At 49.9% G+C, this 22,671-nt stretch carries 31 protein-coding genes; 2 read left to right on the plus strand and 29 right to left on the minus strand.

The features are described 5' to 3' along the window. The 19 genes from Q1L34_RS16280 to Q1L34_RS16370 all read right to left on the minus strand — a co-directional run bounded on the left by Q1L34_RS16280 (nucleotide 1) and on the right by Q1L34_RS16370 (nucleotide 14,669). Complete coding sequence (locus Q1L34_RS16280; RefSeq protein WP_327204162.1) at nucleotides 1-756, minus strand: phage minor tail protein L; 756 nt, start codon at nucleotides 754-756, stop codon at nucleotides 1-3. Next, on the minus strand, nucleotides 753-1,091 hold the full coding sequence (locus Q1L34_RS16285; RefSeq protein WP_327204163.1) for a phage tail protein: 339 nt from the start codon (nucleotides 1,089-1,091) through the stop codon (nucleotides 753-755). Before Q1L34_RS16285 ends, Q1L34_RS16280 begins: the two co-directional genes overlap by 4 nt. Then, entirely contained in the window at nucleotides 1,091-4,426 is a 3,336-nt protein-coding gene (locus Q1L34_RS16290; protein WP_327204164.1) for a phage tail tape measure protein, read from the minus strand. The genes Q1L34_RS16285 and Q1L34_RS16290 overlap by 1 nt, the downstream gene beginning before the upstream one ends. Before the next feature lie 238 nt (nucleotides 4,427-4,664). Next, entirely contained in the window at nucleotides 4,665-5,033 is a 369-nt protein-coding gene (locus Q1L34_RS16295) for a phage tail protein (protein WP_327204165.1), read from the minus strand. Between the two features lie 63 nt (nucleotides 5,034-5,096). Then, complete coding sequence (locus tag Q1L34_RS16300; protein WP_327204166.1) at nucleotides 5,097-5,558, minus strand: phage tail protein; 462 nt, start codon at nucleotides 5,556-5,558, stop codon at nucleotides 5,097-5,099. A gap of 34 nt (nucleotides 5,559-5,592) precedes the next feature. Further along, nucleotides 5,593-5,985, minus strand: a complete 393-nt coding sequence (locus Q1L34_RS16305) for an HK97-gp10 family putative phage morphogenesis protein (RefSeq protein WP_434064502.1) — start codon at nucleotides 5,983-5,985, stop codon at nucleotides 5,593-5,595. A 5-nt stretch (nucleotides 5,986-5,990) separates the two neighbouring features. Beyond that, on the minus strand, nucleotides 5,991-6,380 hold the full coding sequence (locus Q1L34_RS16310) for a hypothetical protein (protein ID WP_327204168.1): 390 nt from the start codon (nucleotides 6,378-6,380) through the stop codon (nucleotides 5,991-5,993). Further along, nucleotides 6,361-6,699: a phage head completion protein gene (locus tag Q1L34_RS16315; protein ID WP_327204169.1), complete on the minus strand. Its 339-nt coding sequence runs from the start codon at nucleotides 6,697-6,699 to the stop codon at nucleotides 6,361-6,363. Before Q1L34_RS16315 ends, Q1L34_RS16310 begins: the two co-directional genes overlap by 20 nt. Further along, nucleotides 6,696-7,013 carry a head-tail connector protein gene (locus tag Q1L34_RS16320; RefSeq protein ID WP_327204170.1) on the minus strand — a complete coding sequence of 106 codons (318 nt, stop codon included), beginning with the start codon at nucleotides 7,011-7,013 and terminating at the stop codon, nucleotides 6,696-6,698. The genes Q1L34_RS16315 and Q1L34_RS16320 overlap by 4 nt, the downstream gene beginning before the upstream one ends. Continuing rightward, on the minus strand, nucleotides 6,994-7,446 hold the full coding sequence (locus tag Q1L34_RS16325; RefSeq protein WP_327204171.1) for a hypothetical protein: 453 nt from the start codon (nucleotides 7,444-7,446) through the stop codon (nucleotides 6,994-6,996). Before Q1L34_RS16325 ends, Q1L34_RS16320 begins: the two co-directional genes overlap by 20 nt. 68 nt (nucleotides 7,447-7,514) lie before the next feature. Next, entirely contained in the window at nucleotides 7,515-8,801 is a 1,287-nt protein-coding gene (locus Q1L34_RS16330) for a phage major capsid protein (RefSeq protein WP_327204172.1), read from the minus strand. Between the two features lie 75 nt (nucleotides 8,802-8,876). Continuing rightward, on the minus strand, nucleotides 8,877-9,797 hold the full coding sequence (locus Q1L34_RS16335; protein WP_327204173.1) for a S49 family peptidase: 921 nt from the start codon (nucleotides 9,795-9,797) through the stop codon (nucleotides 8,877-8,879). A gap of 36 nt (nucleotides 9,798-9,833) precedes the next feature. After that, nucleotides 9,834-11,099: a phage portal protein gene (locus Q1L34_RS16340; RefSeq protein WP_327204584.1), complete on the minus strand. Its 1,266-nt coding sequence runs from the start codon at nucleotides 11,097-11,099 to the stop codon at nucleotides 9,834-9,836. Next, a complete protein-coding gene (locus Q1L34_RS16345) occupies nucleotides 11,077-11,274 on the minus strand; it encodes a hypothetical protein (protein WP_159867254.1) in 198 nt (65 codons plus the stop codon). Before Q1L34_RS16345 ends, Q1L34_RS16340 begins: the two co-directional genes overlap by 23 nt. Next, the gene (locus tag Q1L34_RS16350; RefSeq protein ID WP_327204174.1) at nucleotides 11,268-12,989 is read right to left on the minus strand and encodes a terminase large subunit; all 1,722 of its coding nucleotides are present in this window, start codon (nucleotides 12,987-12,989) and stop codon (nucleotides 11,268-11,270) included. Before Q1L34_RS16350 ends, Q1L34_RS16345 begins: the two co-directional genes overlap by 7 nt. Next, nucleotides 12,989-13,423 (minus strand): phage terminase small subunit P27 family, encoded by a 435-nt coding sequence (locus Q1L34_RS16355; protein WP_128320805.1) that lies wholly within the window; start codon nucleotides 13,421-13,423, stop codon nucleotides 12,989-12,991. The genes Q1L34_RS16350 and Q1L34_RS16355 overlap by 1 nt, the downstream gene beginning before the upstream one ends. 165 nt (nucleotides 13,424-13,588) lie before the next feature. After that, on the minus strand, nucleotides 13,589-13,999 hold the full coding sequence (locus Q1L34_RS16360; protein WP_327204585.1) for a hypothetical protein: 411 nt from the start codon (nucleotides 13,997-13,999) through the stop codon (nucleotides 13,589-13,591). Further along, nucleotides 13,996-14,346, minus strand: a complete 351-nt coding sequence (locus Q1L34_RS16365; RefSeq protein WP_327204175.1) for a hypothetical protein — start codon at nucleotides 14,344-14,346, stop codon at nucleotides 13,996-13,998. The genes Q1L34_RS16360 and Q1L34_RS16365 overlap by 4 nt, the downstream gene beginning before the upstream one ends. Continuing rightward, nucleotides 14,307-14,669: an HNH endonuclease gene (locus Q1L34_RS16370; RefSeq protein WP_327204586.1), complete on the minus strand. Its 363-nt coding sequence runs from the start codon at nucleotides 14,667-14,669 to the stop codon at nucleotides 14,307-14,309. The genes Q1L34_RS16365 and Q1L34_RS16370 overlap by 40 nt, the downstream gene beginning before the upstream one ends. A 276-nt stretch (nucleotides 14,670-14,945) precedes the next feature. Here Q1L34_RS16370 and Q1L34_RS16375 point away from each other — a divergent pair, with 276 nt between their 5' ends. Next, nucleotides 14,946-15,353, plus strand: a complete 408-nt coding sequence (locus Q1L34_RS16375; RefSeq protein ID WP_327204176.1) for a hypothetical protein — start codon at nucleotides 14,946-14,948, stop codon at nucleotides 15,351-15,353. A 72-nt stretch (nucleotides 15,354-15,425) separates the two neighbouring features. Here Q1L34_RS16375 and Q1L34_RS16380 read toward each other — a convergent pair whose 3' ends face one another. The 5 genes from Q1L34_RS16380 to Q1L34_RS16400 all read right to left on the minus strand — a co-directional run bounded on the left by Q1L34_RS16380 (nucleotide 15,426) and on the right by Q1L34_RS16400 (nucleotide 18,472). Further along, nucleotides 15,426-16,349 carry a hypothetical protein gene (locus Q1L34_RS16380; protein ID WP_327204177.1) on the minus strand — a complete coding sequence of 308 codons (924 nt, stop codon included), beginning with the start codon at nucleotides 16,347-16,349 and terminating at the stop codon, nucleotides 15,426-15,428. Continuing rightward, entirely contained in the window at nucleotides 16,349-16,954 is a 606-nt protein-coding gene (locus Q1L34_RS16385) for a DUF6932 family protein (protein WP_404684685.1), read from the minus strand. The genes Q1L34_RS16380 and Q1L34_RS16385 overlap by 1 nt, the downstream gene beginning before the upstream one ends. A 207-nt stretch (nucleotides 16,955-17,161) precedes the next feature. Continuing rightward, a complete protein-coding gene (locus tag Q1L34_RS16390) occupies nucleotides 17,162-17,665 on the minus strand; it encodes a hypothetical protein (protein WP_327204587.1) in 504 nt (167 codons plus the stop codon). Nucleotides 17,666-17,682: 17 nt separating this feature from the next. After that, nucleotides 17,683-18,222 carry a lysozyme gene (locus Q1L34_RS16395; RefSeq protein WP_327204179.1) on the minus strand — a complete coding sequence of 180 codons (540 nt, stop codon included), beginning with the start codon at nucleotides 18,220-18,222 and terminating at the stop codon, nucleotides 17,683-17,685. A gap of 1 nt (nucleotide 18,223) precedes the next feature. After that, nucleotides 18,224-18,472, minus strand: coding sequence for a phage holin (locus tag Q1L34_RS16400; protein WP_130573914.1), 249 nt, complete (start codon nucleotides 18,470-18,472; stop codon nucleotides 18,224-18,226). Between the two features lie 284 nt (nucleotides 18,473-18,756). On the opposite strand from Q1L34_RS16400, the gene Q1L34_RS16405 reads away from it, so the two are divergent. Then, a complete protein-coding gene (locus Q1L34_RS16405; RefSeq protein ID WP_327204180.1) occupies nucleotides 18,757-19,305 on the plus strand; it encodes a hypothetical protein in 549 nt (182 codons plus the stop codon). Between the two features lie 187 nt (nucleotides 19,306-19,492). Here the strand turns inward: Q1L34_RS16405 and Q1L34_RS16410 are convergent, their stop codons facing one another. From Q1L34_RS16410 to Q1L34_RS16430, 5 genes are all read right to left on the minus strand, one after another. After that, nucleotides 19,493-20,002 (minus strand): hypothetical protein, encoded by a 510-nt coding sequence (locus tag Q1L34_RS16410; RefSeq protein WP_327204181.1) that lies wholly within the window; start codon nucleotides 20,000-20,002, stop codon nucleotides 19,493-19,495. A gap of 145 nt (nucleotides 20,003-20,147) precedes the next feature. Further along, entirely contained in the window at nucleotides 20,148-20,726 is a 579-nt protein-coding gene (locus tag Q1L34_RS16415) for a DUF1133 family protein (protein ID WP_327204182.1), read from the minus strand. 13 nt (nucleotides 20,727-20,739) lie between these two features. Beyond that, on the minus strand, nucleotides 20,740-21,777 hold the full coding sequence (locus Q1L34_RS16420; RefSeq protein ID WP_327204183.1) for a DUF968 domain-containing protein: 1,038 nt from the start codon (nucleotides 21,775-21,777) through the stop codon (nucleotides 20,740-20,742). Next, nucleotides 21,777-21,980 (minus strand): hypothetical protein, encoded by a 204-nt coding sequence (locus tag Q1L34_RS16425; RefSeq protein ID WP_327204184.1) that lies wholly within the window; start codon nucleotides 21,978-21,980, stop codon nucleotides 21,777-21,779. The genes Q1L34_RS16420 and Q1L34_RS16425 overlap by 1 nt, the downstream gene beginning before the upstream one ends. Next, the gene (locus tag Q1L34_RS16430; RefSeq protein ID WP_327204185.1) at nucleotides 21,977-22,369 is read right to left on the minus strand and encodes a LexA family protein; all 393 of its coding nucleotides are present in this window, start codon (nucleotides 22,367-22,369) and stop codon (nucleotides 21,977-21,979) included. Before Q1L34_RS16430 ends, Q1L34_RS16425 begins: the two co-directional genes overlap by 4 nt. Nucleotides 22,370-22,671: the final 302 nt, after the last annotated feature.

Raw genomic sequence — 22,671 nt, forward strand, 5'->3', positions numbered from 1 at the left:
TTAGCTCCTGATAAGGCTGGTTCCGGGGAAGCCTCCGAACGGTAGCTCGTTGTTTTCACCAAAGCGCAATTTACACGCCGTGAGCGTCCCGTTGCAGACATCCCGTGACGGGTCGTCGACCGGTTTGTTGTTCTTATCGAAATACTTTGTACCGGCATAATCGCAGCCATCGCCGCTACGGTATTTGTTGCGGATACACCAGGTGCAAACCGAATGGTATTGCCGGGTGGGGATCATCATCCCCTGCACATCCATCGCGCTGGAAAGAGTGAACTCCACCTCGCCGTCGGTTTCGAGGCTTTTGGAGTCGATAAAATACAGTTGCCGCTTTTCCTGCGTCGGGTCCGCAGTGGGATTCCCGTCAGGGAAGTTGCGCGCATCCAGATACTGCTTTTGCGTCTCACGGATAGTGACCCGCGCCATCGCCATATCGTCGTAATGCAGGCACAGTGCGGTAATTTTCCCCTCTACGTTACCCACCCTGAGCGTAGGCTGTGCATCACTGCCCGTAGTAGAGGATTCGACACCGTCCAGTTCGCACGGCCAGGCTTTATATTCAGTACCCTGCCACCAGATACTTTTGGCAGGCAGTTCTGATTCATCGCCACCGGCGGCGATAATTTCCTCGGCTGAGTGCGGAACGTTATAGCCGTGGAAATACAAGACCTCATCCATGTTGAACGCACGGCCATCAATTTCCAGAAACTGAATTGAATCGCCTGGCTCAAGCTTCTGATAATTTGCATTAAGGCTCATGGTTTAAATCCCTGAATAAAGGTTGCCGACAGGGAATAGTTCCCCCCACCCATCGGTACTGGTTTATATTGCTTGCAGCGGAAAAGCCCCACATCTTCAAGAGGCGGGGTCCACTGAAATGACTTTGTACCTTTGTGCCGGTCCAGGAACTGCTTTATCGGGCGGATATAATCCTCGGTACCGACAAAATTCAGTTCCCATTCCTGTGACCGGGTATTTAATCCATCCCCTGATACCTGCGTATAACCGTCACCAAATTTCGCCTCTCTGACACGGAAATCGACGGTTTGCGTAGGGTTGACTCGGGGACTCCAGGTAAATATCTCAATGGCCATTAACGTTGTCCTTTTACGGCGTTCCAGATAACACCACCCGGACGCATGTCTTTCGCCTGCAGCTCGCGGTATTTCTTCTCGACGAATGACCCAATTTGCTGACCAAATTCCTCAAAACCTGATGAGCTATCAGTGGATGTTTTATCACCGGAGATAGAGATCCAGACCTTTGGCCCTTCGGTGGCACTGGCGTTCTGTCCGCCGCCGACCGCACGCACCCCCAGCGAGCCATCACCGGCGCGCGTCAGCGGCATAATGGCCTCTGGCCCCGCCTCGGCAAATACGCCCGCGCCTTTAGCAAAGGCGAAGAAGTGCGGAGTGTCGTGGACCTGGTTGCTGTAAGCGCTTAATGAAGGGGAATCGTAGACGCCACCTTTGGCGTTAAACTGGAAGTTACTGCCTGCATTCTGAATTGCCGTCCCTGAGCCAGCGCCAGCCGCCCCACCTGCGATACTGGTCCCTATGCCGACCACGCCCATGATGGTTTGCATGATCGAACTAGTGATCAGCGCCTGAGCAGCCATATCAACCAGGTTTTTAATGACAGCCTGCGTCAGGGAAGAGAACAGGCCAACCATGTTTTCTTTGAAGCTTTGGGTTCGTGTCAGCGTACTTGTTAAAAAGTTGGTTGAACGCTCATACGTCGTCTCAAATAACCCAACGGCCAGGCTCTGAAATACACCCTGCGAGCGATACAGCTCCAGCGAGGTCTGATACTGTGCATCAGCGGATTCTTTTGACGCTTTCTGCATCAGCATTTCGTACTGGTCTTTGCTGATCGCACTGCCCTGGTAGTACGCCTGCAGTAATGCCTGCCGTTGAGCTAACTGATTGCTCAACGCGACAAGGGGATCAACGTCACCGGCGATATCCAGTTCAGGAGCGGCGATTTCGTCGGCCTTCGCCTGCAAAAGCTCTTTCGCGGTCTCTCTGGCCAGCGTTATCCGGGCAGTCTGGTACTCTTTTTCCGTAAGCAGACGGGCTTTGAAAAGCCCGGAAAGGTCCCGGCTGACCTCCTGCTCCTTGCGTAAGCTTTCCTGTGCGGGTGAATACTGCGCGGCCAGATCCAGTCGCTGCTTCTGGTAGTTCTCCGCATTCATTAAGAGCGCGCGCTGCAGATCAGCATCACTGGCTCCGTTTTTCTGCGCCGCTTCCCGCAACTCCCTGTTGCTGTCTTTTTCCTGCAGGTTAATCCTGGCCAGGCTGGAGGCATGGGCTTCTTCAATTTGTTGCCGCAGCGTTTTGAACTGGTCGAGCCTGGCTTTATCACCCTTCCCTTTCCCGGTACCACCCTCACCGGTCCAGGGATTCCCGTCTCCGGTCTCTTTGGCGGGCTTATTCAGCGCGCCTTTCAGATCGTCAGTCAGCGACGTTATTTTCCCGGATAGCCCAAGCTGAGCCAGTGTTTTTGCGTCACTGACGCGCTTGATATTTTCCTCTGTTTTGCGCAATCCCTCATTAACGCTATCGAGGTCCGCACGCGCACGCGTCTGGTCTTTTGTCACCCCATCCAGCTGGCCAAAGGGGTCAAAGCTTTTGAGGCCGTCGAGGCGGCTGTCGGCATCCTGAATCTCTTTTATCAACTGGTTCCGCTGAACAACCTGATTTTCATACTGATCATTCAGGTCGAACTGCTTCACATTTAACTGATTAAGAGAGAGGCGCATCAGTGCTTCACTGGTTTCGACTACGGCGTCTTTTAAATTAATGGCCGATTGTCGCGCCTCTTTTGCTTTCTCATGAAAGTAAAGAATGGCCGAACCGGCCAGCATCGCGGCACCGAACGGGCCACCAATTAAATTAAACGCGCCTTTTGCCAGACCTACAGCAACGGATGCCGCACGGGCAGATATCGACACCTGCCGGTTAGCTGCCGCCAGCTTAGACTTCGCCTGGCTGGCCAGATTCGTTTGTTCAGTTTCCTGTCGGATAAGCCGGGTAAACTCGTCCTGGTAACTGATATTCATCCCGTACTGTTTAGCCGTCCGCTCCATCTGCCGGTAGTGACCAAACTCGGCATCGTTTTGTTTCAGGATAGCGGCTGTCGAATCCAGTGTTTTACGAGCGATATCAGCATCGGCAAGCGCTCTCGCTTTTACTGCCGCCTGGCTTTCCCGCCAGGCACTGATATTTTCCCGAAGCCCTGCGGTTAGCTTCGTGGACAGAACCGGGATCAGGCTGTAAAGCGCAATACTGGTGACGGTGTTGAAGTTATCCGCCAGGCCGTTCAGCGCATCAGTCGCGGTCTGAATCCCGCTGCGAAGGGGGCCGTTACTGCTCTGACCAATCTTAATCACCATCCCTTCAAACGCACTGCTCAACCCAAGCAGATCGCCGTTCAGGTTGTTGACCCTGATTGACGCCTGCTCATGCGCCGTTTTTGTGCCGGTCAACGAGGCGGTCAGTTCATCAACCTTTGAGCGATTCTGGACGAGAATGGAGGCCGCACTCAGGTTTTCCACACCAAACAGCTTCACCGCCTGGGCCGTTGAAAGGTTCTTGCCTGCCAGCGTATTGAGCGCCTGGCTCAGGCCAACAACCGAAGGTTTGAGGGTTTTATCTGTTCCCTTTTCCAGATTCAGGATGACGTTACGCAGCGCCGTTCCCGCTTCTCCGCCCTTCACTTCACGCTCGGCCAGAACCTGAATGGCCGCATTCAGTTGCTCAAAGCCGACACCAGCCTGCGCAGCGGCAACGCCGCCGTTTTTAATCGCCGCTGCCGTATCCGTGATTTCGGATGAGCCATACTTTGCGCCAGCGGCCAGAACGTTGATATAACGATCGGCCTCCTGCGCGCTCGCACCATACTGGTTTAACGACAACGCCAGCGTTTTTGTCGCATCCGGGAGCGTCGTTCCTGCGGCCTGCGCCAGGGTCAGGGCGCTGTTAGTCGCCTGCTGTAAGCCATCGGACGTTTTTAGCAACTCCGGTTTAGCCGATGCCATCAGCTTGAGCGCCTCAGCGGCCTGGCTGGCGCTGTACTCTGTTGTGCGCCCCATTTCCTGCGCGGCCAGGTCCAGCGCTTTCATTTCACCGGCGGTCGCGCCGGTGATCGCCTGCAGGTCTGATAATGCCTGTCCGTACTGCCTGGACGTTGTGATGATCGTGCTGACAGAGAGGCCAGCCCCAGCCAGCCCCGCCAGCCTGCTGGCCATCCCGGATATCGACAGGCCAACCTTCTTATAGGCGTCCTCCGTCTTTTTCGCGTCCGCCTGGGCATTGCGGTTAAACCGTTTTGACTGGTTCTCCGCATCGCCATACGCGCCCAGAAGCTGGGATTTAAAACTGGCTGCGTTAAGGTGCAGCCCGACCGCTAAAGATGCGACGTCTGCCATTACATTAATGCCCTCATGACTGCCGCGCATTCATCATCAATACTCGTCCGAGATGGCGCTGGGGTTGTTTCGGGAGGAGGCGCATTTTCATCGCCAGGGCGGCTGAAAATACCTTGTTTCAGGAAGTAGGCGCGCCAGTGGTACAGGGTGTTTGCCGGAAGTGCCGCAATTTTGGATGGGTCAGGCTCGCCCCAGCGGTCGGCCAGCCAGAAAATTAGCTCCAGCCAGGGCGAGTCATTTAGTTTTTTTCCGCTTCCTCCAGCTTGCCGATCGCGTGTAGCTTCACTTTGTCCACTGCGGCCAGCAGTTCGGGGTTTTCATGGGCCTTCAGCAGTTCGGCTACCGTGGGTTTAAACTCATCCGGAATGGCCGTTCCATCTGGCTGAACCAGTGCATCGATGACGATCTGGATTATTTGCTCCGATGCCTCTCGCACTGCGCCAGCTTCTGCGGTTTCAGCCATTTTCTCTTCGTAGCTGATGAGGTAATCCCCGGTCAGGCGGCGGATATAGACCGTTGCGCCGAACAACTCGGTTTTCACTACCGTCGGGACTGATTTAAGCAACGCGGATTTAAGCGCGGACAGGTCATAATTTTTATCTTTCACGGGTCGTCCTTAAAAATAAAAAGCCACCCGGAGGTGGCTGTCTGTTATGGATAGAAATGCTGCTTATTCGCCGCCAACTGCAACAGTGCCCCAGGTGATTTTGTTCTGTTTTCCCTGGACGGTGATCTGAATAACCTCGCTCGCCGGTGCGGTGATTTCGTTCATCTGCCAGCCAGATAGTGCCAGCAGCATTGTCGCGGTACGCTTGTTCGGCAGCTCAACATAAAGCTGAATAGTCTCGCGGGCTTCTGCCGCATTAAGTAACGCCGTAAAGCTCACGTTCGCAGGATCATCAATGAACCCCAGAGATTTTTCCGGGCCATCCGGCAGATCGCTGATGGACTGCTTTTGCTTATCCTTCAGCGTGGTGCAGTCAACGAACCCGCCGGTCTGGCCCATCGCACCCAGCGCTTTACAGTTATCAAGCGCCTTCAGCGCCGCCAGCGCGTCGCCGGGTTTCCCCCATTTGGTTAGCGTGCCTGCCGGCAGCATTGCATACTCAGGCGATGTCTGATTCTCAGCCATGATTGTTCTCTCTTATATGAATCGGTAGCGGTCGCTACCTGTTTTGAATACCGTTTCGAACGTCCACGGTCAGGACGCGTAAAACTGTCTGGACGTTGTAATCCAGGGCGGGTCGAATAAAGGGGTCTGCAACCTGTTTAACCGTGCCGAACTCCTGCGCCAGCGCCTTCATATAGTGTTGCTTGCTGGGGCCAACACGGAGCGTTACAACCGCGTTCCCTTTGGCCTTTCGGGTAGAAGATCGGATTTTGATTGAATCCCGCATGTGCTGCCCGGTCGACGTTTCGTCAAAGCCCGCATGCTGCCGCATGTCCTCTTCAACAACCTTCAGCGCCTCCCGGCCAGCGTCACGCAAAATCTTCGTACCGACTTTTTCTCCCAGGGCAATCAGCTGCCGTTCCAGCTCATCCAGCCCTTTCACTTCCATTCGTATCACGACGTATCCTCCGCGTAGTGAATGATGAAATCGCGGATCAAGCGGTACTGACTGCGGCGGTTCGTCAACGTCGTTTTGTCCTGCCGGATGCCGCTGCGTTCAATGAACTGAACCGGGATATTTTCCAGCTGGCCATGCACGATATTTTTCCATTCAGACCAGATTTTTTTGTCCATCTGCAGGAGGTCGGTGTAGTCGTCAATCCGGTAAATTGTCACCTGAAACCGCGCTGAAATGAGTCCGGTTCGCAGTGTTCCCGCGTACATCTCCGGGTCTGAAATTCGTTGAAACGTAACGCCTTCCTGCTCGTTATCCGGCAACAGTAGCGGGTAAGCATTCAGGCCGGTGATACGCTCCAGCGCAGTTTTAATCGCCAGTTCTATCATGCCGCCCGTCTGCCTCCCCCGTAATGATGATCTGGTCCGTTTTGCGGTCGATATTCCGGACGGTGTAAACCAGATCTTTCGTCGTGATTCTCCAGTCCAAATCGACCAGAACTCCCGGATAAACCGTAAATAACCGGGTTTCCACCACCTGCTCCTGATCCTGCGTTCGGACCTTTCGCCCCGATACCAGTTCAGGTTTCGCCCAGGCTTTTCCCACCTCGACCAGCGTTTCCGGTAGCGGTTCACCCAGCGGCCCTCGTCCAGACTGGATATAGCTGATCGCGATACGACAGTTCATCTCTCCCGGTTTCAGGCTCATACGGTATGCTCCTGAATAGGGAAAAGGAGATATTTCACAGCCGTAGTTTCCAGCCATTGCCCGGTATGGCCATTCAGATATGCATCACTGACCAGATACTGGATGGCCAGCTTGATATCTTCATCAGCAATGAATCCGCGTACCGTCTCCGGGAGCGCCTGCAGCTCTTCATCACTGGTGACCAACTTGCAGTAATAATCACGCTCGATGCTCCGTTGTGCGGCATTAACCATCTGCGTGAGCATGCCGTCATGCTCCGTGAAATCCAGCTCCAGGCGAAGCTGGGTTTTCACTTCAACCAATGTCAGTATCAAAGTCGTTATCTCCCGGTTTGGGTGTCATCGCGCGTTTGGCATCTTTCGGCCATACCGCAATGCCGCGAGAAACCAACTCGTCCGCGTAATGACTGTCAAAACAGGCTTTATCACCGCGTGAATAGCGATGGTATGGGCCGAGGAATACGACGGCTTTACGTTCTGGCACTTTTACCTCCGCTGGGGCCTGCGGCTCACTTTTACTATTACTGGTGCCGGTATTTTCCGGGCCATCCACGGGCGTGTCGGCATAGCTCCCCGATGCACTTTCCCCGCCTTCAGCACCGCTACCACCGTCGGCACCAACGGTGTCGTCACCGGTATTACGGCTGGCCACTTCAGCAGCAGTCCCACTCGTGCCGGAAGCATCCAGGGATGCATCAGTCGTTGTCTCATCTTTGCCTGCTGCGGATTTCGTTGTTTTACCTGCCATTGATTACCTCCTGCCTCTGAAACAGAAAAGCCCGCATATGCGGGCCTTATTTACTGTGGATGGATGGGTTAGAACAAGACGCCGGTACCCAGCACCAGGCCTTCCGGATGGCGGAAACCGATATCGTGTTCAGTCACTACGCGGATCAATGACTGATTGCGGGAGAACGCGGAAACCAGCTTGCCATCGCTGTCGATGTAAGAGGCCTCTTTGGAGAAATCGACCTTCATATTGCCATCTTCGCCGATGACTACATCGTTAAAGTCAGCGAAATAAATTTCGGATTCCTTCCCGCCATCACCGAGATTTGCCGGAATGGCGCTGGTTCGCTGGATCGGATACCCCTTCAGCATACCCTGCGCCATTTCCGGGTAAACTTTGTTGCCATTGCCGTCACGCAGGCCAAACAGTTTCATGTAAGTACGGTTCGACATACCCCAGCCACAAGAAATCATGTTGGAGTTTCCGTCCATCGCCATCAGCATAATGGAGTCCAGATACGTATCGATCGTAATCAGGTTTACTTCAGCCGCAGCCTCCCACGGCAGCAGACGATTCCACTGTGTCGCGCGCGCCTTCATACCAATCGGCGTATCACCGGTACCGTCATCACGCATAAACGCTTTATCTTCACGAACGGAGATGGCGGTCAGAATATCCTGCAGGACCAGTTGCTCGACGTTGAACCCCGCACGACCAATCAGCGCATTGGAGATCGGCACCATTGCAATCATGGTTTTCGCCGTCAGTTTCACGTCATCAAAACGCGACTCGGATACGGTGGCATCCTTATTTTCACCGGTATAACTTGCCGTTGCACCACCGGCCAGACGCGGCAGCGACATATTGCCGTTCGGCAGCGGGATAGAGCGGGCGCCCAGCTTACGAACGATAGTACGGTCGCGCAGCAGCTCAATCACTTCGCTGTGCAGATTCTGTGGGATCAGGACGCCACCAGAAGCCGCTGCGGTTGAGATGGCCATCGATACTGACGAATCATTCAGTTCCTCTGCGGCGAACGTTGCCGCGTCCTGCAGATTACCGGCCCCCGCTGCAACAGACATCACCAGGCGGGTCATCCCGGCACCGGTATATTGCTTCGGCTCTGATTTGACGATAACTGCCGGGCCATGCTGGGTCGCTTTTACAGGCTTCGCGACGACCGCGGCTGCACGTTCTGCCGCTTCCATGCGCTCCATTTTGGCGCTGATGTCGGTGAACTGCTGCTGCAGGCCGGAAAATTCTGTCAGCTGCTCTGCCGTCAGCGTACCGCCGTTCGCTTCAATGGTTGCCAGGGCCTGAACTTGTTCGTTGATACCCGCACGCTGACGACGCAATTCTTCAATCTGTGGCATTTTATTTCTCTCTTTTTTAGGTATAAAAAAAGCAGCCCGGAGGCTGCTTTCTGGTAGTGACGCGTTTGCGTCGGGTTACATTTTGGTTTGCAGGTCCATCGCGGCTGCCTGCGTCTGAATGGAGGTTTTTTGACGGGGTTGCTTATACTTTGCCGCGATAGCATTGATCGCCGTCTGAGGGTCAGAAATTTCATCAGCAAGACCGGCTGAAATAGCGTCAGCCCCGAAGAAAACTCCTGCTTGCGTATCAATAACAGCCTGTAAATCAAGACCACGATATTCAGCTACTGAAGAAGTGAATGTCTGGTACATGTCGTCAAGCATCTTGCCGTACATCGCGAGAGAGGATTCACTCAGCGGCTCATGCGAAGTACCGTTATTTTTGTTATCTCCACGATACAGAGACGTAAATTTCACACCGATATTTTCTTCCATCTTCGAAGTATCCAGGTGTTCCATTATTACCCCGATAGACCCCACACCGCTGGTCTGACTGATAACGACTTTGCTACAGGCAGAGGCGATAAAATAAGCTGCTGAAAAAGCATTAAAGTTCACAATCGCGGTAATGGGTTTGGTTTCTCGCGATTGATAAATGTAGTCAGCCAGTTCTTTACACCCTGATGCAAAACCACCACCGGAATTAATATCCAGAACAATTTCGCTAATTGAGGGATCGTTTAATGCGGCATATAGCTGGCTGCGGATTCGCTCATAACTGGTTAGCTCTGTACACGCCTGTGTAATTTGTCCACGTCGAGGAACCAGTAAACCGTGAGATGGGATAACGGCCACACCACCGGATGGCTGGACCTGCTCAGGGACGTTGGTATCATTCGGATTTAGCACCATCGTAATGACAGGGTCAGTCACCGTTCCCTGAATCCGAGGAAGCAATACAGCTTTTACAGCATCCATTGCCTGCCGTGACACATAATGCGGCACGCCAAAGACCATCTCCGCAAGGTGCGGAAGGTTAATTTGTTTCGTTGTCATGGTTTTTACCAGGTAAGCCCGCGCTGCGGGTGGTATTCAGGATCGGGACAGGATGGTGTTGATTTCTGACATCTGCTGCGCCGTCGGCTTTTTATCGCCAGGGATGATTTGTGCGCTGTCGACCATATTCAGCGGCGTCAGATATTTTTCACCTCCGGCTATCGGCGGCAGGTTCTCCATACGCCGGATATCGTTAACCGACAACCAGCCCCACTGGCGGCCAAGCGCATATGACTCATAACGCGATTTCTGGTCGCCACGCAGTAAGCCGGAAACATTGAATTCGATATACAAGTCACGGCGTTCGCTGGGCAACAACAAATCTCGCTGCAGAGCGCCTTCATGGCGCTTCAACCATGCCAGCAGCGTATACATCACGAACTGCAGGCCCTGGTGCTCGATGTTGTTGTTGGTCGCTTTTGCCAGCATTTGCACCATATGCGGCGGGATTTTGTAGAGGCGACAAACCTCTTCCACACCCCACTGGCGTGACTGTAGCAGCTGCGCTTTCTCGTTATCCTGCGACAGTTGTTTGTAGCTCATGCCCTCCTGAAGCAACGCCACAGAGAACATATTATGGATACCGGAATGACGTTCGGTCCATTTCGCCAGCAGGCGGTCAATGGCATCCTGGCTTTTAATAGTAGCGGCCTCTTTCGGACGCTCTATCACCCCGCTCATCGTTGTACCGCGCCGGAATGTCGCCGATGCATGTTCCTCAACGGCCAGATTCAGACCAAGAACGTCGGCGTTCGTCTGAATGGGGGAGGTGCCGATATAGCCATCCAGTGAAAACACTTTCACATGATGCATCATGCGCATTGGCAAAGTTTCGCCGATTTCCGGTATTTCGTAATACGGCATCCCATCCGGCCCCTTCAGGACAATCACCTTTTTCGGGCTAATCGGGATCAGCTCTTTCGGGTAGCCTTTTCCATCGCGGTCGATGATCGAGTAGCAATTTCCCTCCAGCCCCAGCAACCCCTGCTGCTGCTCAAAATACTCGAATGAGGTGTCTTTTTTGTTTGGCTGGGAGTGAATCAGGTCATAAATCGGGTGGTCTGTCGCACGTTGCCGTCCACCATTTTTATCTCGTCGATAAAGTTCGACAGGCAACTGCGCGACAGACTCTGCCAGGAGGGTGACACAGGCCCGTACAGCTGAAAGTGCCAGCGCGGTTTCAGGCGTAATCATGATGCCAGCTTTGCTCTGGCTTGAACTAACGCCGCCCAGCATAGCTTCCCAGAAACCGCCCCCTGATATAGACCGTTTTTGTCCTCTAAACATCTGGGGAATGAACATCATCTCCCCCATTTTTAGCGCTGACAACCGCCGTTCTGGCGATTAAAAACGACCAGACCATGCAAATAATGCCACCGGTTATCAGTCCCGCTGCGGGACAAAACAGCCAGGCGCCGGCAGACATCAATACAGCCCCGGCGAGGCCGATAATGAAACTCAGAATTGCAATTAACACGCTATATCTTCCTCATCGTAGACAGATTTGATGACTGAGCTGTTCAGCATGGCACGCCCTATGCCCATCATTAAACCAACCGCACCATCAATCTTGTTTTGTTTCCCCTCCTTTGTTGGGCGAACAATATCGTCGCTGCCCGGCAAATAGCGGCCTACAACGTTCTGAATACACCAGTTCATGATGGGATTTCCGTCATGGTGGAATCGACCCGATGCCAGTGCAGCTTCAATCTCTCTCATTGGGTCGCTCATATGTGTGAAGTTCTGTCTAATTTCGACGGGCTCCAGTCCCTCTTCCTCAAGCAGATGGCGTAAGGAAGTGGCACCATAAGGATCGATCGGGCACTGGGCGATTTTCACGTTCTGACGTAACTGCAGGATTGACTCGAAAATCAGCCGATAATCAACTTCTGCCCCATCAGTTGGAATTAAAGCGCCCTGACCCACAAAGGACTGATAACGTTCGGAGGTATGCTTAAGTTTGGGATCGACAGAATAGACTGTGTCTTCAGGCACCCAGAACATTGCCCCTACGCAATAGAAATGGGTAATGCCTTCAATATCACGACGAAAAACAGGAATGACGGCATTAAGATCGACCTTTGACGCGAGGTCTATCCCCAGCCAACATTCTTCATCGGCAAAATCAGACAATTTCAGGCGTTTGTCAGCGGCAGCCATCCATTTCTGTAAATCGTAAAAGACAGTTTTTGCACTTACCCAGCGATTAAAATGCTTGGTAAGAATCTTGTTAGTCTGACTGGGGTTCGAAATCGCCAGTAACTGTTTTGCGCGAAGAAAATTTTCTTTTACCGATATCCCGTAATTGGGATTGGCTTTAATTAGTGATTCTGGTTGAGTCCAGTCATCATCATCATCAAGACCATAGATAACGCCGAAAATACCCTCATTCTCTTCGCCCTTGCGTGTTTTGCGTAGGATTTCCACCACCTGTTCGCGCTTCTCATAACACGGCGAGGTAATGTCATAACCTGCTGTCGTGATAATGAGCGTAATGGGTTGCTCACGAGCCCCCATCCCTGTTGTCATCGTGGTATACAGGGCGTCGGTTATATGTTCGTGGTATTCGTCGATAATGGCGCATGATGGCGAGTCACCATCACCAGGATCGCCAATTACTGGCGCAAAAATGGAACCATCCGAGCGAGTCATTTTTTTCGCCCAGGGTTTTATAGAAAATTTCTGCCGCAATGCAGGCAGTTTTTTCACCATTAACAGGGCCGGTGCAAACACTTTCCATGCCTGCTTTTCGGTCGTGGCGCCGCAGTAAACTTCTGCGCCATGTTCACCATCAGCGCAGAACATATAATTACCGACAGCAGCAGCAATAGCTGATTTGCCGTTCTTTCTCGGAACTTCGATATAGATCTCAGTGAAACGCCGCAGGCCACTTTTTTTGTTCACCCAGCCAAACGGCACCCCCAGGGCAAATTTTTGCCAGGGTTCAAAATCAATTCTTAATTTTCTGCGGGCCCATTCACCGGCGGTATGTGGCATTTTTTGGGAAAAGCGGAGAAAACGCTCCGCCTTATTTTTATCGAACCGGTAAGGCCAGTTCGGATCCTTCGCGCGATCCAGATCATCAAGGTGTCGCTGGCAGGCAAGAATGGTTAACTGACATGCCAGAATCTTCCCGCCAACGATATCCCTCGCATACTGGTTTGCCGCATTGACGTTCGGATATGTGGCCATCAGTCAAACTCATCAAATTCATTCCCGTCATCGTCCGGATCATTTCTGCCGCTGGTCATTCGGATACGGCTGAGCGGATCTAACCCCAGTAGTGAGCCCAAACGGGCAATCTGGGAAACAGAGTCATTTCTGACGTTTACGGCAGGGTGTTTTTTTAACCCTCCCGTTTCACTTTCAGTTGTCAGTCCCGCAGCCAGTAACTTTTCAGCTTCGAGCATCAGATGGAAGGCGTTACAGTAGGCCAGGAGCAGAGGGGCATCCTCAAGTTCAAAGACACCTCTTTCGATTAGAATTTTGCTTTGGGTTTTCCATATTCTTACAGCCGCCTCCCCCATTAACTCAGCCGGAGGGGCGATGCGGGTCAGCTTGCTTTTTTGCCCGGCGGGTAAAACTGGTTTTCTCCCCCCTCCAGACGATCGAATTCCACCAGCCATAACTCCTCTTTTAATAGGTGAAGTCTGCCGGAAAAAAGATCCTTATTTCTGGCGTGTAAAAATGTCCTTCAAGCGGCAGTCCTGAAGCGCGAAAGGGGTCAGGGATTTTATCCCCCTACCCCTGGCTGATGCCAGCCTCAGTCGAGGTGGAGGTCGTCATTCTGGCTACGCACCATCAGCCTGCAGCACGCTTCCAGGGATATGAGTTTCCAACGGAGCGTTCTCGAATACTTTCAGACCATTGAAACCAATCCAGGTGGAATTATTATTCATACCGCCAGCAATGAAATCGGCTACGTCAGTCAGCAAATCGCTAACCACAGCCTCTGTGTTCTGACGCCAGTAGTTTTCAATAGCGACCAGTAACGGGTCGGAGCCGTTCTTCGTCATCTGCTCGCCTACGGAATAGGTCTTCTTCCTGGCTTTGTCAGTGGAGCAAAGCAACTGACTGGTTTGTACAGCCACAGATTCAGGATTACTCACCTGTAGCATGATGGCGGCAATTTGGTTACCATCATTGTCGGTGCTGGACGAGTAGAACATGGAGAGAGTTAGCTCATTACGGTTAAACATTATTGGCTCCGTTGGCGGTTACGGCGACGACGTCCGTGAGGTTTGGATTGTGGTACTGATGGAAGGAGCTCACCTTCCTTCGGTGGCTCTGTGCTTACTGAAACTACTGGATCCGTTTGCGAGTGCTGGTTCGGCTGAGATGATGTCTCATCGACGGGAGTCCCACCCATTTCAATGTTCAGCTGAGGTGTAGTTTTGAGGGTGTGATTGAAAAAAAGCCCTGTAACTCCGACATCCATGAAAGAAAGGCCATTGCGTTCCAGGGCCACTAATTTCCCATCTACGTATTCAATTTTCAGATTCAGGTTACTCATCGCGTTCTCTCTGTTGCTGTTTTCTTTCTGTGGCATGGCCAGCACAACGCCTCCAGGTTGGAGTCGTCATCTGTACCGCCGTGAGCTTTTGGGATGATGTGATCGATACTGGCTGCTTTCATTGCAATGCCCTGGCGCCGGCAATTCTGGCAAAGGTATTTGTCTCGCTGAAATATTCGAGGACGAATGAGTTCCCAGAGGCGACCATAACCGCGTTCCTGCCGGCTCTTTCCGGGCTGGTAATTCCTCCAGCCTTCACCTGCATGTTCCTGCTGGTGTGTATCGCAGTACCCACTTACGTTGTTCGTAACAGCAGCACATCCTTTATGACGGCAAGGGCGCTTTGCGCGTGGTGGCATGAATACTCTCTTATCCTCGATAAAGGACATTCATGATTTATGATTAGTAGGGATGATCATTACAGGTGCTGTAATGCGCCTTCACATAGAGACATCACCCCGGCCCTGTATACCATCACGATAGCCTTCCAGTCGTGTTGGCTAATTTATTACTACCATCGTTCTAATGTGCTGTATCAAGCCGTATAATCAAATGAATAGAATGCTTATCCACTTTTGAGTCTGTTAAGTCATGTTAAATAAAATTGTTCAAATCCAATTTCAGGAAACTGTGTAATGAGAAAAATAGCATTTATTTTGGTCTTTTTGTCTTTCAAGTCATTTTCAATCGGTCTTTCTGCAGAGGATTCGCAAAGGCTTAACTCAATAACACAATGTGCTTTTATCGCTAACACTTCCGTATCAAATGAGAAGATAGCGAATGCTGCCCAAAAACTAATGCAAATGTCGGTTGAATCTTTCAAAGATGCGCAACCACAGCTAACAGGTAGAGAATACAACCCGTCACCAAACGATTTAGCAATTGACTTTGCCATTTATTACCAATGGGTAGTGTCAGATCTTTCGGATGAAATGTATAAGTCGATTCTCAGTAATGGCTGGACTCCAGGACCTGAATCGTGGTCCAAAATAGCGCAAACCTTCTACTACCAGAAGAATTGTCAGTTCGTTGAAGGAAAATAACAGCAATATGCCATTATGAATGGGTCTAACCATAGTGATGGCAATAAAAAACCGCCCGGAGGCGGTTTTCGTTTATTGACTAATACTATCTAAAGTATATCGGGTACTCACCAGCACATCATTTCTGTATATATCTGTTACTAACAGTTGTGCATTCCAATCACGCCCTATAATGCTGTCCAAATCATTGGAATGGGACTCAAGAAATTGTTTAGTGATTTTACCACGAATAGGGGCATCCCTTCCTTCTACTCGCAGTTCAAATCTTTTTTCGTACGGGACGACATACAACCTTCCAAAAATAGTTGTCATTGTTTCATCTGAAAACCTAACTCGATCCATTCTATTTTTGGCATAGAAAATCTTATCTAAGCTAAGAATATACTCAGAACGATCATCAATTACTTTTAATGTCGCTTGAGACGAGTACAACTCCTCATAAAATGAGCGAACATCATTTAACGTCCTGTCATCTAAGTCTTCAATTACCTCTTCAAAGACAGAGTCTTCCGGAGAGGATATTTTGTTAAGAATATCGTTCACGTCCTCAACGACATGTTTCAATTCTGTATCAACCTCCAAGAGACTATCCTTTGGCGCTTCTTCTAATACAAACCCAAATGAACCTCGAGCAACATCACTTATCATTAGCTTAGCATTGTTGCTATTTCTTACTGGGCCCCTTGAAGACAATGTTCCGGATTCAAGAAAAGCATAGCGTTTATTAACGATAGACTGGAATTTATCAATAATGTTACTCGCAAAATGCGAATCTATTCCTTTTGAGCCAAATACAGGTGCCCCACCAAAAAACAACCCAACACTGGCGAAAGACGAAACAGCATTATTAACAGTAGCTATTTTCTCAAGTAATTTTTCTCTTCGCTTAATAAACTGTCTAGCGCCAATAGGATCCTCAACTGAACGCTCAGAAATGAGATAATCAAGCGAAGCTACTTCCGCCTTAAGGGTGTCTAATTCAAGTTTTTTAATCATTATTCCCTCCCCCCTTGAGCAGCCAACAGTTCGCTCTTCATATTGCCCAGTATAGCTATAGCCTCCGAATCATCCACGTTTAAATCTACTTGTAATATTCCTTTCCAAAGATTTTGTATTCTCGAATGGGAAAATAGATTACACCAATACGTCACTGCTGCAGCCAGCGTATGTGGTGCCTGGTTAAAATCAACGTAGTATGCATCGCACATGTAAGCTTGCTTAGCGGCTTCAGGGTCAAACAAATCAGGGTTCAAATCCATTAACTCAAGGAAAGCAACTGTATCAATAAAGTGCCCTTCTTCGTTTTGTGGTCGATAAGCGAACGTGATTAGATCAATGTCAGCGGGTGCTCTTCCACGAGTTCTTTCGCAGTCTTCAACAAAACTTCCATCTAGCCATTGATAACCCATGACATTTAGGGAACGCATCTTTGAACGATAGCCAAAGAGGCCTTCTAAAATCGCAATTCTTTCCAAGCTGATAGCAAATCTCTGCACCAAATCTAACATGGTGATTCGATAAGGCGCTTGCGCACTTGGGATAGCGGGTTCCTCACCTACGAAAGGTGGAAGTACTCCCGAGACTGAAAACGATGGAATCAACTGTTAGCACTCCAGCAAACAAGATTGGCTCGATTTTAAAATGACTTAGACCTGAACACAACCGACAACTGGCATTAGTGAACATTCCACGCTGAATTTATATCAGTGAATTAAGCGACGAAGGTTCTGGAGGTTCACCTCCAAACCACCTTAGAAGTGATCATGCACTTAGGACCATCTCGTAAATGCATGCTGTAAAGTGAATCTTCATTTTCGGGTCAGTTCAATTTTTCGGATGCTTGCAAAGTTGTTGTTCCCCTTCTCGATAACTGCCAGTAATGGCTTAATCCAGAGCACCGCCTGACAATATGTCATTGTGCTGGCGGCAGTGGCACGATCATCGGCTGAGTCAGTTCCTGCGGTATCGGCGTGCATTGCGCTGGTACGTAAACGGTAGGTGTATTCGAGCAACCCACCAGCGATAACAGCAGGAACAGGCAGATCACATGTTTTTTCACGACGTAATATCTCCCGATATTCGATAACCGTTTTATCGCTGTTCCCGGCCACAATTGCATTTGCCCGTGCGGCTATCTGAGCGGTTTGATTGAAGCGGTTAATGTTGAAGACCTGCGTTGCAATGACCTGCCCCTGCAATGCGTTGTCCGATTCAAGCAAGCGTTTATCGCTTTCCACAGTGTTAAGGTCTGACTTTGCGAGCACCAGCAGAACGGATAAAGCGGCGATAATAATCACGGCGGCCAGCGCCATAATCCAGGTGGTGCGGCTCACTGGTCTATCCCCCAGCACGTCAGCGCACTTTCCTGATCACGCCGTTCGACCTGACCATAACAACCATTCTTTTGCCCTTTAGTCAGACGGCAATCACGACCACCGTCTTTAATCCACCAGCGAATTGCCTCACATGCACCTTTACGATCCCCAGCATTGATACGCTTATAGAAAGTCGAGGGGTAGCATTTCCCGGGGCCGATGTTATACGGGCAGAAGCTGGCAATACCTACTTTCTGCGGAGCTGTCAGCGATATTTTGATATTCCGGTCGACCCATGCCAGCGCCTTGTCCCTCTCAATGGCGTTTACCTGCTTACACTGCGCCTCGGTCGCTCTTTGCCCCTTAATAACGGGCTTGCCATTGATGACCGTTACACCGTGGCACAATGACCACACTCCGCCGGGATCAATAACGGCCACCAGCGCATTACCTTCTTTCTCGCTAATAAACTGATCAAACAGCACCGGCGCTGATGCACCGGCAGCAATGAGCGCCAGCATGGCCGTACTGAGTTTTGTTTTCAGATTGGCCATATCAGTTATCCTGCGGAGGTTGCCCACCGTATCCACGATCCAGTGATTGCTGATACATCTTCGTCCAGCGGCGCTTGTAATACAGATTGGTCAGGTATGTCGCAACGCCGATTACTACACCGCTGGCCAGCGCTATAAAATTCCAGTCCAACCCGTGAAACCAGTCATAGGTTTGTGCCAATCCAGTACATATCAGGCCGCCTGACGTGCAGTACGAGGCCGCCGAAAAAATTTTGTCGGACATCTTCATAATCCCCACCTCGCGCAAATAGCGGGTGCTGTATTAGTTTGATAGTGTCAGGCAAGTCGATAAACGCTTAATAACAAGCTGCATACAACTGCACTTATAATGCTTTAAGTCATGCTTTAAAAAAATATTAATAAAGAAGTCACTGTTTTATACTTTTTAAACATAAACCCCTCCATCATTGCACTTCTTACTGCAATTCAAATCATGCCAAGAAAATTAGTTTGCGCCACACAAAACAAAAACATCAAATATAAGCCCAATATATACCTTTAGGAAAAACCAGCATGACTATACACGAAAAGTTCTTGGAGAGATGCAGAAACAATAAGCTAATTGTATTCATCTCCATTATATCCATCGCCATTACTGGACTATCTAATTTCTCCAGTTCAGTTAAAAACTTGGCATCATTTTTCCCTTGCAGTTTTATAAATGCACCGTTGATATGCAATACTGAATCACCCGCTTATCATATAAATGTAAACTCCGGTTGGATTTTTATCGGTTACTTAGATAAATCAGGTTCCAATTATATAACTGAACCTAGCTATACAATAAAAAAATCCATGTACCAATCCAAAGAACTCACACCCAGGCTGGGAGAAATACTTCGCTTAGCAAAAGAAAAAAAACTATACATAGTAGATTTCAAAAACCAAGGAACAACTAATGAATTTACATCCCCGATTAAAGCAAACATTGTAAGAAGTGAAGATCTTACTGGCGATATAATACCTAAGGGTGCAATTGTTGAGGTTAGAGATGTAGATATTTATGGACATGATGGAAATAACAAAGCCGTGTGGGCTAGAATTGCGCAGAGTTCACAATAGTTTTAGTATTACCATGATATCACAAGAGATATAACAAGCTATCCCCATGTACAACCATTGTTAATAAACAATGCTAGCTAATTCATAAGCTATGACTACCTACTTAAATATAAACCACCTCCCAAGAGGTGGCTTTGAAGTGAAAAAAAATGGTTTACTAAAGGAACCTGCATGCAAAAAAAACAAATTACAGGTTATCTGTACTTTTTGTCGTTTGGGATGCAGGAGTGTATCTAACCGTCACAAGTGAAGTCACCCCTGGGATATTTAGGTGTGATAATTCTATTGTTGTTCCTGGCTGATTCCAAACAACATTTTCGCCTTCAGCCTTAAAGCTAGGCTGTCCATATTTTTGCGTAAGGAGAGACTCAACATTCATGAATGATTGAATATTTATTCCTGAGTTCATATTTTCAATAGATTGAACAATAACCTGAGTTAAATGTTCATTAGTGAATTGATAAACCACTTTGAAGTCATGGTACCCTATAGACACCTTATCAATACCAACAGAACCCAGAGCCGCGTTATACTTTGCTGGCGGGTTAATAAAATGGGCTCGTCCATTCTCAGCTGAAACAACCTGACTAGGAGTCATCCCCCATCGACTCTTTCCATATCCTTCCATTTTTTCTCCAGCAAAAGCAATTGCTGGGAAAAGCAGGCAAAAAAACAAACTCAAGACCAACTGTTTCATGGCATCTCCTCAATAGCTTGTAACTAAATATTACCATGCCATGAAGAAACTGAGCACCAGGATCAGACATAAAAAAACCCCGCAAGAGCGAGGTTTAAAAGTTTTTGCTGCTCAGTTCGCTTTAACGTCCCGAGCCTATCACAATTCAAGCTTTTTCCGGCTCACATTGCAAGTAAAATTTACTTATATTTGTGTCGAACATGTCACACATTGGCACGTATAGCATCGATTCCGCCAAACTTATCCAAGTATCAATGCGGCGGCGGCAGGTCATATAACTCCACTCTGGGTGGTTTCCCTGCAGTTCTTCAGCAATACGTCTTTTACTCTTACGCAGTCGATAGCGTTCTACCAAGACGTCATACAATGCTTTATGCCCCGGCGATACCAGGACGGCCCCCAGGACGCTATCAATTTTCAAACCTTCATCATCAGTGCAGAACGATAGGCCGCTTTTGTTTTTCCCTTCTAAAATTTCACGGAAGAACGCCTCAAGCTCAGGTTTCGAAATTCCTGATTTCTTCATGCGGCGTAAGGCTTCATTGATAGCCGTTTTAGTTATCTTTCCGGATGCCAGTAATTGATTAAACATATTGCCACCACTACCACCGCCGATATATGACCAGCGGCCCCACATGCGCAGCTTTCCCTGTATCCAGATGCTTTCGAGAGTGCGGAGGCGAACCATTTCGCCAGATTTGCCAACTTCAGAGGGGTTAATCATCTTGAGTCTCCACTTACGCCAGAACCGCGAGCGCATAAGCCCGGTCCAGCAGTTTAATAATCAGCGCCGGCTGGGTGCCGTATTCGCGTTCGAATGAAAGAGGATCGTGATGTAGTTGCCGGTGGTGTTTTCGGCACAAAGGTAGCGTGAAAATATCGTGAGCTTTCGTACCTACGCCCCCCTGCCCCCAGCCAATCAGATGGTGAGCATCATCGGCAGGCTGGCCGCAGCACATGCAGGTTTGTGTTTTTACCCAAGCGATAAAATGCGGAGACTCCCAGCGAATACGTTTTGGACGAGCGAAATACGTTGCGGGAGCTTCAGGATCCACCAGTACACCAATAGCTGGGGAAGATGGTTCCCGGGCCGGGGATGGGGAACGTTTCGGTAATGAGGTCATCCGTTCCACCAGAATGCTGGTGGCCGGCACCGATGGAGTCAGCTCACTTTCCCGGTAAACCGATTGAAACTCTTCCGGCTTAAGCTTCAGAGAACGACGGGCCATCTCCTCTGTAATTTCGCTACTAACTCCAACGGATACCGCCCACCAGCACAGCTCTGCGAGAGATAGCATCCGCTCTTTGTTGTAGCCCAGATAACTCAGCGCTGTACCAATAATCCAGTCAGCCAAGTTCTGCGACATCAGACTATCGAGTGTTTGTACGGTCTGATTGCGTAGTTCATTATCGCAGTGCCAGCATGCCCGTATCGCGCCGGGGTCATGCCTGAAATTAACCAGTTCCTGGTGGTGATAGTTAGAATGTGGCCACTGACAGTGCTGGACCTCACGTTCTAGCCAGAGCTCCATAGCGTTTATCCCACCAGCTGCTTTGATGACACGCTCATTAACAAAAAATGGTCTGATCCCTGTGTCATCCCGGAGCGGTTGCCGTGCATCCGGCAGTCTGCCGCTCGGTGTTGAATCCAAATCATCCGGCGGCATCTCCACTAATACGCGACCTTTTCCAAAAAGCCGCATTAGCTCGCTTCCCGGCCTGAGTAATACAATGCCCAAATGCCGGGCAATATCCACGTTAAGCAGCGCCCGCATCAGTCTCTCCACATTTTCTGCAAGAAGGTTCTGTCGGCGCGGGGCTCCTTTTCTGATTCAGGCAAAAACACGCTAACTTCCCACGATACAAAATCACGGGAGAGGCATTTCTCTACCCGGTAGTTAGCCTTACGGTAACGCGCCACCAACTCGACTGCCTGCGACTCTTTCAACCCCGTATGCTGAAACCAGCTTTTCTTCATAGCTGGTCCTCATACAACCGGATGAACTCAATGGCGCGTTCACGTGCTCCCGGTTCGTTATGCAGCATTTCCTGCAGCAGTTGCACGCCGAGTGATGGCTCTTTATGCCCGACGATAGAAATACCCCGGGACATGTTTGGAGCGATGGTGATGAACCCTTTTCTGCGCAATGCCCGAAGGTGTTCGGCCGCAGCGTTCGGAGACGCAGCACCAATAAGATCTGACAGCTCTCTGGCCGTCGGCGGATAACCGTGTTTTGAGATAAACGCAACGAGGAGATCAAACACCTCCTGCTGGCGTGGGGTCAGTTTCTGGAATGAAGAAAAGCCAGCGTTGTCATTATGACCGCCAGTCTTTTTTGTTACTGGTTTTGCGATATTTTGCGCCATGGTTTGTCTCCGTGGCGCAGCAGGTATAGGTTGTTCAGGCCTATGACGGGAGTTTAACAGAACCTGACGGAACCTGGTAACCAACTCCAGACCTCGCCTTTTCTATCATCTGCGCAAATAACGAGAGAGTCCCCACGATCTCATCTTGCTGTAGTGGCATAAACGAAACTGTATCTCCGCGGCGATACATCAAAGCACGATCACCTACGGGAAAGGATTTGAGACGGGCTACTATTACCCCATCATCGCATCTGATAACTACATAGCCGGTGTTCGGCATTTCTTGTTTTTTTCCCACTACA

The organism is Klebsiella ornithinolytica (assembly GCF_030505655.1).
In the GTDB taxonomy this organism is placed as follows: domain Bacteria; phylum Pseudomonadota; class Gammaproteobacteria; order Enterobacterales; family Enterobacteriaceae; genus Klebsiella; species Klebsiella ornithinolytica.